Consider the following 13700-nt stretch of genomic DNA (forward strand, 5'->3'; position numbering starts at 1 on the left):
AGGCGGCCATCAGGCGGCAACGCGGGGCGGCGGCAGCAGGGCGGAATCGGGCGTTTCGTCGGCGGCCGGGCGCCGGCGGCCCCAGTCGATGATCTCGAAATGCCCGTCTTCGTGCTCGACGAGGGCGGTGCAGCTTTCCACCCAGTCGCCGCAATTCATGTAGGCGACCCCGAACTCATCGTGCATCACCGCGTGGTGGATGTGGCCGCAGACGACGCCGTCGACCTTGTGCCGGCGCGCCTCGGTGGCCACCGCCTCCTCGAAGCGGCCGATGAAGTTGACCGCGTTCTTCACCCGCAGCTTAGCCCACTGGCTCAGCGACCAATAGGGAAAGCCGAGCTTGCGGCGGGCCCAGTTGAGATAGGTGTTGATGCCCAGCGCGGTGGTGTAGGCGCCGTCGCCGAGGAAGGCGAGCCACTTGGCGTGGCGCACGACGACGTCGAATACATCGCCGTGGATAACGAGGTGGCGGCGCCCGTCGGCGCCCTCGTGGATGGCGGTTTCCACCACTTCGATGCCGCCGAAATGCGTGCCGTAATAGTCACGGAGGAACTCGTCATGGTTGCCGGGGAGGTAGACGATGCGGGTGCCCTTGCGCCCCTTGCGCAGCAGCTTCTGCACCACGTCATTGTGCGTCTGCGGCCAGTACCAGCCGGAGCGCAGGCGCCAGCCATCGACGATGTCGCCGACGAGATAGATGGTGTCGGCGTCGTGGAACTTCAGGAAATCGAGCAGCAGCTCGGCCTGGCAACCCTTGGTGCCGAGGTGGATGTCGGAGAGGAACAGGGCGCGGAAGCGTCGCTGGCCCGGCTCCTCCGGCACCAGTTCGGGAGCCTCGTCGTCGCGGAGGACGATGTTCGCGATCTGATTCATGACCCGGAGATAACCCCGAGTCGGGCAACGCTTTTATGACGCTGTTACAGCATCGATTCACAGGAACAGGGTGAAGACGCTGAGCGCCACCAGCGCCGCCATCACGCCGTTCACCAGCCGCCGCTGGCGCGGGTTCGACAGGATGCGGGCGAGCGCCACGCCGAACCCCGCCCAGGCGGAGAGCGCGGGCAGGGTGACGGCGCCCATCACCGCCGCGATCACCAGCACTTCCGCCAGAAGATCCAGGCCCGAGGCGCCGAGCGTGGTGAAGGCCGGCACGACGCTGAGGGCGAATGTCCAGGCCTTGGGGTTGACCCACTGGAACAGCGCGGACTGCCAGAGCGTCAGCGGGCTGGCGAGGCCGGCGGCGGCGCCGAGTTCGCCGGCGCGGGCGATTTTCCACGCGAGGTAAAGGAGATAGGCGGATCCGCTGAGCTTCAGAATCAGGTGAAGCTGCGGCGCCGCGGCGAACAGGCCGCCGAGCCCCATGCCGACGGCCAGCACCATGACCGGAAAGCCGATCACGACGCCGAAGATCTGCGGCAGCGTACGGCCGAAGCCGAAGGTGGCGCCGGAGGCGGCGGAGATCAGGTTGTTCGGGCCGGGCGTGAAGGCGCCCGCCACCGCGAACAGGAACAGCGAGACGGCATGCGGGGTCACGGCGGCGTTTCCTCAGGGGTACGATTTTTATGTCAGCTATACTGACATAAATGGGCGCCTCCCGGCAACCTCCGCGAGTCCCGCCTCCGCCCCGGACGGCACCCGGGGAGCGGGAGGCAAATCGCCCGCAGCCGCGTCGCGGCAGGGTGCCGTTCGCGGCCGGCATCGACTAAGGTGGCGCGCCGCCCGTCGGCCCCATCGCGCAGGATTGAAGCATGAAACTCGTACGACATGGCACCGCAGGGCAGGAGAAGCCCGGCATCCTCGATTCCAGCGGCGCGATCCGCGACCTGTCCGGCGTCGTCGCCGACATCGGCGGCGAGGCGCTCTCGCCGGCCGGCCTTGCCCGGCTCGCTGCGCTCGACCTCGCCAGCCTGCCGGTGGTTCCGGCCGGCACCCGGATCGGGCCGTGCGTCGCGCGGCCGGGCCATTTCGTGGCGGTGGGGCTGAACTACGCCGACCACGCCCTCGAGGCGGGCATGCCGATTCCGAGCGAGCCGGTGCTGTTCTCCAAGGCGCCGAACTGCATCGTCGGGCCGAATGACGACGTCATCGTGCCGCGCGGCTCCACCAAGCTCGACTGGGAAGTGGAGCTCGGCATCGTCATCGGCACGAAGGCCCGCTATGTCGACGAGGCGGATGCGCTGTCCCATATCGCCGGCTACTGCCTCGCCAACGACGTGTCCGAGCGCGCCTTCCAGGGCGAGCGCGGCGGGCAGTGGATCAAGGGCAAGAGCGCCGAGACGTTCGGCCCGCTCGGGCCGTGGCTGGTCACGCCGGACGAGATCGCCGACGTGCAGGCGCTCGACCTGTGGTGCGACGTCAATGGCGAGAAGCGCCAGCGCGGCTCGACCACGACGATGATCTTCCCCGTCGCGACGCTGGTGTCCTACATCAGCCAGTTCATGGTGCTGGACGTCGGCGACGTGATCATCACCGGCACCCCGCCGGGCGTCGGCCTCGGCATGAAGCCGCAGGTCTTCCTGAAGGCCGGCGACGTCGTCACGCTCGGCATCACCGGGCTCGGGGAACAGCGCCAGACCGTGGTGCCGTTCCCCGGCTGAGCCGCCTCAGTGCGCCAGCAGCACGACGCCGGGCGGGTGCTCGGTGAAGGAGCGGGTCACCCCGCCCAGCACCAGCTCGGCGAAGCGCGAGCGGCTGTAGGCGCCGAGCACGAGGAGATCGGCGCGGAAGCGGTCGAACTCGGCGCGGATCAGGTCGGCGGCCTCGGCGTCGGCAGCCTCCCGGTGCAGGTGTTCGACCTTGACGCCGTGCGCCGCCAGATGGGACGTCAGGGCGGCGCCCGAGCGCGCTCCGGCGGCGTCGCCGATCGTCAGCACCTCGACCGCCTCGGCGAGGGCGAGCAGCGGCAGGGCGAGGCGCACCGCGTGGCCGGCCTCGCGCGAGGGCTTCCACGCGATCAGCACGCGGCCGATCTTCGCCGGCACGGGCTTGCCGGTGGGGACGATGATCACCGGCCCGTCCGAGCCCAGCGCCAGGTGCTGCGGCAGTTCCACCGCGAGGTAGTCGTCCTGCGAGCCGTCCTCGGTCTCGCTGACCACGACGAGGTCGGCGGCGAAGGCCGCGTCGCGCAGCACGCTCGCCACCTCGCCGTCGATCACCTCCCAGGTGCCGGGCAGGCCGGCGGCGGACATCGCCTTGTCGAAGATGCCGGCGATCTCGGCCTGCTTGGCGCTGGCCTCGCGGCGCAGTTCGTTGATGTAGATCGAGAGCGCGCGGCCGACGGCGGGCACGCCGGCGGGATAGAGCGTGTAGATCGCGCGGATGCGGGCGCCGGTCTGGCGGGCGAGGCCGATCGAGAAGTCGAGCCGGCTCTGGAAGCCGCTGTCGGGGGCAGCGTGGAGCAGGATGGTGCGGATGGCCATGGCGAAATCCTCGGGTAGGGTCGGGGGTGGCTTTGTCTTGTCTCCGGGACCCGGGCGTAACCTAACGTCACTGCGACGATGCACGAAATTGGGGGAAACACCTGCCGTTGCGCGGTCAAGTTCGATCGATCGCTTTCATAAATGCAAGCGCTTCCGTGCACCCGCGCCGATCACGAGCCCGCGAGAGTGACGTTGCGCGAATTGCCGGCCAGTCCGGAGCCTCTCTAAGGTGCGAAAGCCGCACGGGCGGCATTCTCGACGAATCATGAGGGGCATTGTTGATGCGTGGGCGTTTTCTGGCGGTGTGTGCCACTGTGGCGTTGGTCGCGACCTCGGTCGCGGCGCAGAGTGATCCGATCAAGGAGCGGCAGGCGCTGCTGAAGCAGTTCGGCGAGGCCACCAAGCCGGTCGGCGGCATGCTGAAGGGCGAGAAATTCGATCTCGCCACGGTGCAGGCGGCGCTCGACACCTACGCCAAGAACGCCAAGGTGCTGCCGGGCCTGTTCCCGGCCGGTTCCGACAAGGGCGATACCGCCGCGGCGCCGGCGATCTGGCAGAAGAACGACGAGTTCAAGGCGCTGTTCGCCAAGCTCGAGGCGGACGCCACCGCGGCGCGCGCGGCGATCACCGACGAGGCCAGCTTCAAGGCCAATTTCCCCGGCGTGATCCGCAATTGCGGCACCTGCCACGACACGTTCCGCCTCAAGAAGTGAGCGTGGAGGTGTCGGAGCGTACGCTGTCCCCCGGAGCCATCGCCGATGGCGGGCGCTCCGACACCGTGCTGGCGTGGGACCTGCCGACCCGGCTCGCCAAATGGGCGCTGGTCGTGCTGGTCGGCTGCGCCTTCCTCAGCAAGTATTACGGCGATGTCGGCCTCGTCTGGCACATGTGGAACGGGCTCGCCATCCTCGTGGTGGTGGTGTTCCGCCTGTTGTGGGGCCTCGTCGGCGGTTCGACCGCGCGCTTCGCCGGCTTCCTGCGCGGACCGGGTGCGATCCTCGCCTATGTCCGCGGGCTGGCGTCGGGGCGGGCGCCGCGCTTCCTCGGCCACAACCCGGCGGGCGGCTGGGTGGTGGTGGCGCTGCTCGTCCTCGTCGGCGCGCAGGCGACCAGCGGGCTGTTCCTGACCGACGACATCATCGTCGAGGCGCCGCTCTCCACCGTCGTCTCCGGCGCCGTGGTGCGCTGGGCCGGCTGGCTGCATCACAACATCTACCGGGTGCTGCTCGCGCTGATCGCGGTGCATGTGGCGGCCAATCTCGCCTATTCCGCATTCGGCAAGGACAATCTCATCCTCGCCATGCTGTCGGGCCGCAAGCGCGGCGGGGGCTATGTCGACCATGGCGCCGCACGGCCCGGCCCGGTCCTGCTGGCGCTGGCCTGCCTCGCCGTCGCCGCCGGGGTGGTGTTCGGCGGTATCGCGCTGGCGGGCGGCGATCCGTTTCCCTGACGGGGTGCTGATCGCCCTTGCGGGCGGGGGTGCAATCATGCTCCTTGCCGCGCCATGAACGCGCTCAAGGGGATCGCGCTGCAGCTGTGCGCGACGTTCCTGTTCACCATCATGGCCGCCCTGGTCCGGGTCGTCTCGGTCGATGTCCCGACCGGGCAGGTGATGTTCGCGCGCTCCTTCTTCGCGCTGTTCCCGCTGATCGCGCTGCTGGCCTTCCGCGGCGAGATCAGCGCGGCGGTGCGCACGGCCAATCCGGTCGGCCACATCATCCGCGGGCTGGTCGGCGTCATCGGCATGGCCTGCAACTTCGTCGCGCTCGCCCGCATCCCCTTGGTCGACGCCACCGCGATCAGCTTCACCACGCCGCTGATCACCGTGGTGATGGCGGCGCTGCTGCTGCGCGAGGTGGTGCGGCCCTATCGGTGGATCGCGGTGATGCTCGGCCTCGCCGGCGTCGTCATCATGCTGTGGCCGCATCTGGCGCTCGGCTTCGGCGCGGATGTCGCCTCGACCTGGGGCGCGATCTACGGCCTGTGCGCGGCGATCTGCACGGCGGGCGCCATCGTGCAGGTGCGCCATCTGACCGCGACCGAGACCACGGCGGCGATCGTGTTCTATTTCCAGGCGCTGGCCTCGGTGGCGGCGCTGGGCACGGCGGCCTGGGGCTGGGTGGTGCCGGGGCCGGGCGCCTCGGCGCTGCTGCTCACCATCGGCTTTCTCGGCGGCGTCGGCCAGATCCTGCTCACGGAGAGCTACCGTTACGCGCCCGCCTCGGTGATCGCGCCCTTCACCTATTCGGCGATGCTTTGGTCGCTGGTGCTGGGCTTCGCGCTGTTCTCGGAGGTGCCCTCGCTCATCGTGCTGGTCGGCGCGGCCATCGTCATCGGCGCCGGCCTCTACATGATCTGGCACGAGCGCCACGAGGACGAGCAGCGTCGCCGCGAAGCCGAAGCGTCGGGCCCGCCGCCGGTGGCGTGAGCGTTCAGAACGCCTTGAAGGTGATCAGCGTCTGGGTGTCCTTGATGCCGGGCACGATCTGCACCTGCTGGTTCACGAAATGGCCGATATCGGTGCCTTCGGGCACGTAGAACTTGATCAGCAGGTCGAATTCCCCGGCGGTGGAGTAGATTTCCGAGGCGATCTCGGCATCGGCGATGGCGTTGGCGACCTCGTAGGAGCGGCCGAGTTCGCATTTGATCTGGACGAAGAAGGGAACCATTGCGCGACTTTCAAGGCTGGCTGACAGCGCAACAGGACCAGAATGAGGGTGACTACGCAAGGCGGCGGGATCCAGCGCGAGGATAGAAGGTGTGTGATTGACGAATTGCAATTTAAAGTTATATTTTACCTCCATCACGCCGGAGACGAGTGGCATGCCGCCGAAAATCGAGATAACGGGTAGTTCGTTCAAAGACGTTGGTACTGTCATCAAGTCGGCGGCACCAATAGATGTCCGGATAGACAACAGTGTTTTTGAGAGAATAGGTAAGTTCGTTCACATTCAGTCATCCGATCATTCCAATGTTCCACCGGATCTCTTGCAGGCGTTCTTTAGATCAGTCGAGCAGCAAAGAGCGAAATCTCAAGCGGATGTTAACCCAACTCATCTTGATAAGGCGGCGGAAGCTAGCGGCCTCAAAGCTTGGTTGATTGAGCATGGCGTCGATTTGGCGTCGTTTTTCGTAACTGTGCTGCAAGCTCTGTCGAAGTAGGGCTTTCACGCGATAACCCGCGGCTTGTCAGCGCCTTCCCCTTCCCCTATCAGCGAGCGCGACGAAACGTTGGGGTGCCCCGTAAAGGGGCTGAGAGGCGGCGTGTCCGTGAGGGCCGGGCCAACCCATCGAACCTGATCCGGATCATGCCGGCGGAGGGAACGAATCGTGCGGCGGCCGATGCGGGGACAGCCCCCGGCCGCACGGCGCGGCCCGTCCGTCGGCGAGGGAGAAGCCGATGACGACGCCGAATGCCGCGCCGACGCCGATTGCCGTCACCATCGCGGGGTCCGATTCCGGCGGCGGGGCGGGCATACAGGCCGACCTCAAGACCTTCTCGGCGCTCGGCGTCTATGGCGCCAGCGTCATCACCGCGCTGACCGCGCAGAACACGCTCGGCGTCAGCGGCATCCACGACGTGCCGGCGGACTTCATCGCCGCGCAGATGGACGCGGTATTCTCCGATCTCGCCGTCGGCGCGGTGAAGATCGGCATGCTCTCGCGCCCACAGGCGATCGAGACGGTCGCGGCCGGGCTTGTCCGCCACGGCCTGTCGACCATTGTGCTCGACCCGGTGATGGTCGCCGCCTCGGGCGACCGGCTGCTGGTGCCGGAGGCGATCGCGACGCTGCGCGAGGCGTTGCTGCCGCGCGCGCTGCTCATCACGCCGAACCTGCCGGAGGCGGCGGCGCTGCTCGACGAACCGGTGGCGCAGACGCCGGCCGAGGCGCGGGCGCAGGCCGAGCGGCTGATGGGCTTCGGCCCGCGCGCGGTGCTGGTCAAGGGCGGCCATGGCGAGGGGCCGGACAGTGTCGACGTGCTGGTCGACGCCGAGGGGGTCGTCGAACTCACGGCGCCGCGCATCGCCACGCGGAACACGCACGGCACCGGCTGCACGCTCTCCTCCGCCATCGCCGCGGGGCTGGCGCGCGGCATGGCCCTGCGCGCGGCGGTGGCGGCGGCGAAGGACTATCTCACCCGCGCCATCGGTGCCTCGGACCAGCTGACCATCGGGCGCGGCCACGGGCCGGTGCACCATTTCCACGCGCTGTGGAGCGCCGAACCGCGTTTCTGCCAGAGCGCGCGCTGATCAGCTAGCACGGAATGCCGACCGGATTACGCTCCGAGAGACTGCTTGGAAACTCGGTCCGTCATCCTGAGGAGCGCCGCAGGCGCGTCTCGAAGGAGGCTCCAGAGGGCTCCCGATCCTCCTGGACCATCCTTCGAGACGCCATTCCTGAACGGAATGGCTCCTCAGGATGACGGGAGCATTGTTTTCGATGCGCACTTTCGAGGGGCTGCTCAGCCCCACAGCTCCGGCCCGCCCGGCAGCACGGTCGAGCCCTGATAGGCGAGGCCGGGATCGCGGTCGCGGGCGAGCAGCAGCGGCCCGTCGAGATCGACCCAGCGCGCCTGCGGCGCCAGCAGCAGCGCCGGCGCCATCGACAGCGAGGTCGCGACCATGCAGCCGACCATGACGTCGAGCCCGGCCTCGCGTGCGGCGGCGACCAGCGCCAGCGCCTCGGTGAGCCCGCCGGTCTTGTCGAGCTTGACGTTGATGGCGTCGTAGCGGTCGACGAGGGCGGGTAGGCCGGCGCGGTCATGGGCGCTCTCGTCGGCGCAGACCGGCACCGGGCGCACGATATGGGCGAGCGCGCCGTCGTCCGCCGCCGGCAGCGGCTGCTCGACGAGCCTCACCCCGGCATGGGCGCAGGCGGCGAGGTTGGCGGCGAGGGTCTCCGCGGTCCAGCCCTCATTGGCGTCGACGACCAGTTCGGCGTCGGGCACGGCGGCACGGATGGCGAGGAGCCGCTCGGCATCGCCCGCCGCGCCGAGCTTGAGCTTGAGCAGGGGGCGGCCGGCCTGCGCGGCCGCCTGCGCCATCGCCTCCGGCGTGCCCAGGCTGATCGTGTAGGCGGTGGTGACCGGCGTCGGCGCGGGGATGCCGGCGAGGTCGTGCACGCGCACGCCGCGGCGCTTCGCCTCGAGGTCCCACAGCGCGCAGTCGAGCGCGTTGCGCGCCGCGCCCGCCGGCAGGCGCTGCTGGAGGCCTTCGCGGTCGAGGCCGGCGGCGATGTCGGCGGCGAGCGATTCGGCAAGCCCCGCGACGCCCTCCACGCTCTCGCCGTAGCGGGCATAGGGCACGCATTCGCCGCGCCCGACATGGGCGCCGTCGCGGATCTGCGCCACCACCACCACCGCCTCGGTCTTGGAGCCACGGGCGATGGTGAAGGTGCCGGCGAGGGGAAAGCGCTCGATGGTCACGGTGAGCGTCGGCATGGGCACCTCGGAGGGGTTGAGTCGGGCTGCGGGCGCGAGCATAGCGCAGGCGGGGCCCGGCTCGGGCAGCGTTACTGCCAGAGCACAAAGGCCGCCGGATCGTCATATGACGGTTTCTGGATACCTATATCGCCGGGGCCGCTCTCGACACGGGCGAAGCCGGGCGGCTATGACTAAGCGTCATTCGCGCCTGCGCAATTTCGACGTCCGGCGGCCGATTCGGCCGGAAAGCCGGGCGCAGCACCGGGGAGCAGGATTTGGGAGCCGCGGAAGCCCCGCTTCTGGCGTCGGCACGACACGGGCGTGAGCTCGTGCTCGTGGGCAATGGCCTGTGGGTGTCGACCAATGGCCGGGCTCTCGAGGACCTGGTCGAGAGCAGTCTCGCCGAGAGCGCCTCCGCCGAGGCGGTGCGGCTCGACATGTCCGGCGTGCGCCGGCTCGACACGCTCGGCGCGGTGCTGCTGGACCGGCTGCTGCGCGGCATCGAGGAAGCGGGCCGCCGGCCGGTGCTGGTCGGGCTGGAGCGCACCTTCCAGCCGCTGCTCGACGACGTCGCCAAGGGCTGCCACGCCGTGCCCCCGCCGCGGGTGCTGATGAACCCGATCGTCAGCGGGCTGCACGTCATCGGCCGCGCGGTGGTGGGGGCCGCCCATGACGGGCGCGAGTTCCTCGCCTTCCTCGGCCGCGTCGCCGCCTCGCTGGCCGCGCTCGCGGTGCGCCCGCATCACTTCCGCCTGACCTCGATGGTCTATCATCTGGAACGGGTGGGCCTGCGGGCGGTGCCGATCGTCGCGCTGATCACCTTCCTGATCGGCGCCATCATCGCGCAGCAGGGCACGTTCCATTTCCGCAAGTTCGGCGCCACCACCTATGTCGTCGACATGGTCGGCATCCTCACCCTGCGCGAACTCGGCGTGCTGATCGTCTCGATCATGGTGGCCGGCCGCTCGGGCAGCGCCTTCACCGCCGAGCTCGGCTCGATGCGGATGCGCGAGGAGGTCGATGCGCTGCGGGTGATGGGCTTCGACCCGATCGAGGTGCTGGTGCTGCCGCGCCTCGCCGCGCTGATCATCGCCGTGCCGCTGCTCACCTTCCTCGGCAGCATGTGCGCGCTGTTCGGCGGCGGGCTGGTGTCGTGGCTCTATGGCGGCATATCCCCGCCGATTTTCCTCGCCCGGCTGCAGGAGGCGATCTCGCTCAGCACCTTCGAGGTGGGCATGATCAAGGCGCCGTTCATGGCGGCGATCATCGGCATCGTCGCCTGCATGGAAGGCATGCGGGTCGGCGGCAGCGCCGAATCGCTCGGCGCCCACACCACCGCCGCCGTGGTGAAGGCGATCTTCCTGGTGATCGTGGTCGACGGACTGTTCGCCATGTTCTTCGCCGCGATCGACATGTGAGGCGATAGGTGGCTGCGACCGGCATCGAGACGACCCAGCGGCGCGCCCGGCGCCCGGCTCCCGAGCCGGAGCCGATCATCCGTGTGCGCGATCTGGTGGTCGGGTTCGACGATCGAATCGTCCTCAAGGGCCTGTCGCTCGACGTGCGGCGCGGCGAGATTCTCGGCTTCGTCGGCGCCTCGGGCGGCGGCAAGTCGGTGCTCACCCGCACCATTCTCGGCCTGGTGCCGAAGCGTTCGGGCACCATCGAGGTGTTCGGCCGAGACCTCGACACGCTCGACGCCGCCGAGGAAAAGGCCATGGAGCGGCGCTGGGGCGTCTTGTTCCAGCACGGCGCGCTGTTCTCCTCGCTCACGGTGAAGCAGAACATCCAGTTCCCGATGCGCGAATATCTCGACCTGTCGCAGCGGCTGATGGACGAACTCGCCATCACCAAGCTGGAGATGGTCGGGCTGGCGCCGGAAGTGGCGGAGAAGGCGCCGTCAGAGCTCTCCGGCGGCATGATCAAGCGCGCCGCGCTCGCCCGGGCGCTGGCGCTCGATCCCGACATCGTGTTCCTCGACGAGCCGACCTCGGGCCTCGACCCGATCGGCGCCGGCGAGTTCGACGAGTTGATCGCCACGCTGCAGGCGACTTTGGGGGTCACCGTGTTCATGGTAACCCACGATCTGGACAGTCTGCACACGGTCTGCGACCGGGTGGCGGCGCTGGCCGACGGCAAGGTGGTGGCGGTCGGCCCGATCGAGGACATGCTGGCCTGCGATCATCCGTGGGTGTCCGCCTATTTCCACGGCAAGCGCGCCCGCGCCGCCGGGATCGGCGGCAAGTGATGCGTCGGCGGCAAGTGATGCGATGGTGAGAGCTTAGGGATGGAAACACGCGCCAACTACGCGGTCATCGGGCTGTTCACCATTGCGGTGGTGGCGGCGGCGTTCGCCTTCGTCTGGTGGTTCAACGGTTCGGCGAACCGGGGGCCGCGCACGAGCTACGACGTCGTGTTCAACGGTCCGGTCAGCGGCCTGCAGACCGGCTCGCGGGTGACCTTCAACGGCATCCCGGTCGGCGAGGTCACCGGCCTGCGCCTCGACACCAAGGATCCCCGGCAGGTGGTGGCGACCATCGCCGTGCAGCCGAACACGCCGGTGCGCACCGACACCCGTGCCGGGCTGGACATGCAGGTGCTGACCGGCCTCGCCTCGGTGGGCCTCGTCGGCGGCAGCCTCGGCGCCGCGCCGCTGCCGGAGCCGTCGGACGGGGGACTGCCGCGCATCGAGGCGGACGCCTCCGCGGTGCAGGATCTGATGCAGGGCGCCAAGGCGGTGCTCGGCCAGGTCGACGACATCACCCGCCGGGTGGACCGGCTGCTGGCGGACAACGAGACCAAGATCGCCTCGGTCATCGACAATGTCGACAAGTTCGCCAAGGCGCTGGGCGACAACGCCGCCAATGTCGACGGCTTCCTCGCCGACGTCAGCGGCGCGGCCAAGCGCATCGACGCGCTCGCCCAGTCGCTCGACAAGGTGGTGGCGGCGGTCGACCCGGCGAAGGTGAACTCGACCATCGACAATGTGCAGAAGTTCACCCAGGAACTGGGCGATTCCAGCGGCAAGGTGAAGTCGTTCATCGACGACGCCAGCGCGATCGCCTCCACCTTCCGCGGCTTCTCGGCCCAGCTCGAGACCACCTTCAACCGGCTCGACCAGCTCACCCAGGCGATCGACCCGAAGAAGGTCGGCAACGCCGTCACCAATATCGAGACCTTCTCGCAGACGCTGGCGAATCGCTCGGGCGATACCGATTCGCTGATCAAGAATGCCTCCGAGCTGTCCGCCAAGCTGAACGGCATGGCCAACAAGCTCGACCAGATCCTCGACAACGTGAACGGGCTCACCGCCAGCGACGAGGGCAAGGGCATGTTCGCGCAGGTCGGCGCGGCCGCGGAGGAGGTGCGCAAGCTGGCCGTGAACCTCGACGCGCGCACCGCGGAATTGTCGCGCAATCTCAACCAGTTCACCGGCCCGGGCCTGCGCCAGTACGAGGCGCTGGCGGCGGACGGGCGGCGCACGCTGAGCGAGATCGAGCGCGTCTTCAAGAATCTGGAGCGCAATCCGCGCCAGTTCATCTTTGGCGGCTCTTCCGTTCCCAGCTACAGTGGCAGATAGGATTGGGCGTGCCTGAAAAGTCGACACGGCAGGGGGTTGGGGCTTTGGTTCCGGTGAGGCGTTGGCGCAGGGCGGCGGGGGCCGCCATGGTGCGGGTGGTGCTGCTCGGCTCGGCGGTGACGCTGGGCGGCTGCGCCGCGCTGCTCGGCGGCGGCGACAAGGCGGTGCCGACCTTCGATCTCACCGCGCCGTCGGGCTTCACCGCGCCGCGCACCGGCACCGGCCAGATCGTGATCGGCAACCCGACCGCGCTCGCGGTGCTCGACACCGAGAAGATCGTCATCGAGCCGGCGCCCGGCCAGATCACCTATCTCGGCGGCGCGCAATGGGCGGACCGGCTGCCGGCGCTGTTCCAGGCGCGGCTGATCCAGTCCTTCGAGAACGGCAGCCGCTCGCGTTCGGTGGCGCGGCCGGGCGAGCAGGTGGTGGCGGACTACGTGCTGCTGACCGATATCCGCCAGTTCGGCATCCAGACCTCCGGCGGCGGCGCCGAGGCGGTGGTCTCGGTCTCGGCCAAGGTGGTGGCCGACCGCGCCGGCCGCATCGTCGCCGCGCAGGTGTTCACCGCCCGCGCGCCGGCGGCCAACACCAAGGGGCCGGAAGTGGCCCGCGCGCTGGACGAGGCCTCCGACCAGGTCTTCGTCGAGATCGTGAAGTGGGCGTCGGCGCGGTTCTGAGAGCCCGTCTGGAAAATCCTCCGCGAACGTCATCCCGGAATGGCCGGCAGGCCCTATCCGGAGCGCGCGGGTATCCTGGCGCGTGATCCCGGCTGTTCGCTTGCCTCTCCGGCCGGGATGACAATGCTGCGAGGGATTTTTCAACGAGGCTCCGCGGCCGCCCGCGACCCCTCGCGGCGACGTGACGTGCCCTTACGTAAACTTCCGCTAGGCTGACGCCTCCTTCGCCCCGCCCGGGAGGCCGCGATGCTTCGCCTGTTCGCCTGCCTGACGCTGCTCGCCGGCTCCGCCGCCGGCGCGCTCGCCCATCACGGCTGGGGCAGCTACGACGCCAACACCGTCGTCACGCTGGACGGGCCGATCCTCGAAGCGGCCTATGAATACCCGCATGGCCTGGTCATCCTCGAAGGCGAGGGCAAGCGCTGGGAGGTGGTGCTGGCGCCGCCTTCGCGGATGAACGCGCGGGGCCTGCCGCGCGAGGACCTCGTGGTCGGCCGCGTCGTGCGGGTCGAGGGCTATCCGAGCCGGGTCGCGCCCGCCGAGATCCGCGCCGAGCGGATATCGCTCGACGGGCGCACCATCGAGCTGCGCTGAGGGGCG

Annotated in this window: 16 protein-coding genes and 1 riboswitch; of the genes, 11 read left to right on the forward strand and 5 right to left on the reverse strand. The window is 69.1% G+C overall.

The features are described from left to right. Nucleotides 1–9: 9 nt before the first annotated feature. Both ACEUEL_RS04820 and ACEUEL_RS04825 read right to left on the reverse strand, forming a co-directional pair. Nucleotides 10–873, reverse strand: coding sequence for a UDP-2,3-diacylglucosamine diphosphatase (locus tag ACEUEL_RS04820; protein WP_405702695.1), 864 nt, complete (start codon nt 871–873; stop codon nt 10–12). A gap of 57 nt (nt 874–930) precedes the next feature. Further along, nucleotides 931–1533, reverse strand: coding sequence for a LysE family translocator (locus ACEUEL_RS04825; protein WP_405702697.1), 603 nt, complete (start codon nt 1531–1533; stop codon nt 931–933). Nucleotides 1534–1748: 215 nt separating this feature from the next. On the opposite strand from ACEUEL_RS04825, the gene ACEUEL_RS04830 reads away from it, so the two are divergent. Further along, a complete protein-coding gene (locus ACEUEL_RS04830) occupies nt 1749–2597 on the forward strand; it encodes a fumarylacetoacetate hydrolase family protein (RefSeq protein WP_405702700.1) in 849 nt (282 codons plus the stop codon). A 6-nt stretch (nt 2598–2603) separates the two neighbouring features. Here the strand turns inward: ACEUEL_RS04830 and ACEUEL_RS04835 are convergent, their stop codons facing one another. After that, a complete protein-coding gene (locus tag ACEUEL_RS04835; protein WP_405702702.1) occupies nt 2604–3419 on the reverse strand; it encodes a universal stress protein in 816 nt (271 codons plus the stop codon). A 281-nt stretch (nt 3420–3700) separates the two neighbouring features. Between ACEUEL_RS04835 and ACEUEL_RS04840 the strand changes: the two genes are divergently transcribed. Genes ACEUEL_RS04840 through ACEUEL_RS04850 form a run of 3 tightly spaced genes read left to right on the forward strand, consistent with a single transcriptional unit; the run spans nt 3701 to nt 5847 of the window. Then, nucleotides 3701–4132, forward strand: a complete 432-nt coding sequence (locus ACEUEL_RS04840; protein ID WP_405702705.1) for a c-type cytochrome — start codon at nt 3701–3703, stop codon at nt 4130–4132. An 8-nt stretch (nt 4133–4140) separates the two neighbouring features. Then, nucleotides 4141–4869, forward strand: a complete 729-nt coding sequence (locus ACEUEL_RS04845; protein WP_405702708.1) for a cytochrome b/b6 domain-containing protein — start codon at nt 4141–4143, stop codon at nt 4867–4869. Between the two features lie 54 nt (nt 4870–4923). Beyond that, on the forward strand, nt 4924–5847 hold the full coding sequence (locus ACEUEL_RS04850) for a DMT family transporter (RefSeq protein ID WP_405702711.1): 924 nt from the start codon (nt 4924–4926) through the stop codon (nt 5845–5847). A 4-nt stretch (nt 5848–5851) separates the two neighbouring features. On the opposite strand, the gene ACEUEL_RS04855 is transcribed toward ACEUEL_RS04850, so the two are convergent. Further along, complete coding sequence (locus tag ACEUEL_RS04855; protein ID WP_405702713.1) at nt 5852–6088, reverse strand: Lrp/AsnC ligand binding domain-containing protein; 237 nt, start codon at nt 6086–6088, stop codon at nt 5852–5854. 154 nt (nt 6089–6242) lie between these two features. On the opposite strand from ACEUEL_RS04855, the gene ACEUEL_RS04860 reads away from it, so the two are divergent. Then, nucleotides 6243–6581, forward strand: a complete 339-nt coding sequence (locus ACEUEL_RS04860; RefSeq protein ID WP_405702716.1) for a hypothetical protein — start codon at nt 6243–6245, stop codon at nt 6579–6581. 60 nt (nt 6582–6641) lie between these two features. Continuing rightward, nucleotides 6642–6759: riboswitch (TPP riboswitch) on the forward strand. A gap of 60 nt (nt 6760–6819) precedes the next feature. Continuing rightward, nucleotides 6820–7671: a bifunctional hydroxymethylpyrimidine kinase/phosphomethylpyrimidine kinase gene (gene thiD, locus ACEUEL_RS04865; protein ID WP_405702719.1), complete on the forward strand. Its 852-nt coding sequence runs from the start codon at nt 6820–6822 to the stop codon at nt 7669–7671. A 212-nt stretch (nt 7672–7883) separates the two neighbouring features. Here thiD and dgcA read toward each other — a convergent pair whose 3' ends face one another. After that, nucleotides 7884–8861: an N-acetyl-D-Glu racemase DgcA gene (gene dgcA, locus ACEUEL_RS04870; RefSeq protein WP_405702721.1), complete on the reverse strand. Its 978-nt coding sequence runs from the start codon at nt 8859–8861 to the stop codon at nt 7884–7886. Between the two features lie 257 nt (nt 8862–9118). Here dgcA and ACEUEL_RS04875 point away from each other — a divergent pair, with 257 nt between their 5' ends. From ACEUEL_RS04875 to ACEUEL_RS04895, 5 genes are all read left to right on the forward strand, one after another. Beyond that, a complete protein-coding gene (locus ACEUEL_RS04875) occupies nt 9119–10261 on the forward strand; it encodes an ABC transporter permease (protein WP_405702723.1) in 1143 nt (380 codons plus the stop codon). Between the two features lie 8 nt (nt 10262–10269). Next, nucleotides 10270–11091, forward strand: coding sequence for an ABC transporter ATP-binding protein (locus ACEUEL_RS04880; RefSeq protein ID WP_405702725.1), 822 nt, complete (start codon nt 10270–10272; stop codon nt 11089–11091). A 39-nt stretch (nt 11092–11130) separates the two neighbouring features. Then, nucleotides 11131–12423: an MlaD family protein gene (locus tag ACEUEL_RS04885; protein WP_405702728.1), complete on the forward strand. Its 1293-nt coding sequence runs from the start codon at nt 11131–11133 to the stop codon at nt 12421–12423. Between the two features lie 53 nt (nt 12424–12476). After that, the gene (locus tag ACEUEL_RS04890) at nt 12477–13100 is read left to right on the forward strand and encodes an ABC-type transport auxiliary lipoprotein family protein (RefSeq protein ID WP_405702730.1); all 624 of its coding nucleotides are present in this window, start codon (nt 12477–12479) and stop codon (nt 13098–13100) included. 246 nt (nt 13101–13346) lie between these two features. Next, nucleotides 13347–13694, forward strand: a complete 348-nt coding sequence (locus ACEUEL_RS04895; protein ID WP_405702732.1) for a DUF6152 family protein — start codon at nt 13347–13349, stop codon at nt 13692–13694. Nucleotides 13695–13700 lie beyond the last annotated feature (6 nt).

The sequence above is a fragment of the Ancylobacter terrae genome (assembly GCF_045108345.1).
Lineage (GTDB): Bacteria > Pseudomonadota > Alphaproteobacteria > Rhizobiales > Xanthobacteraceae > Ancylobacter.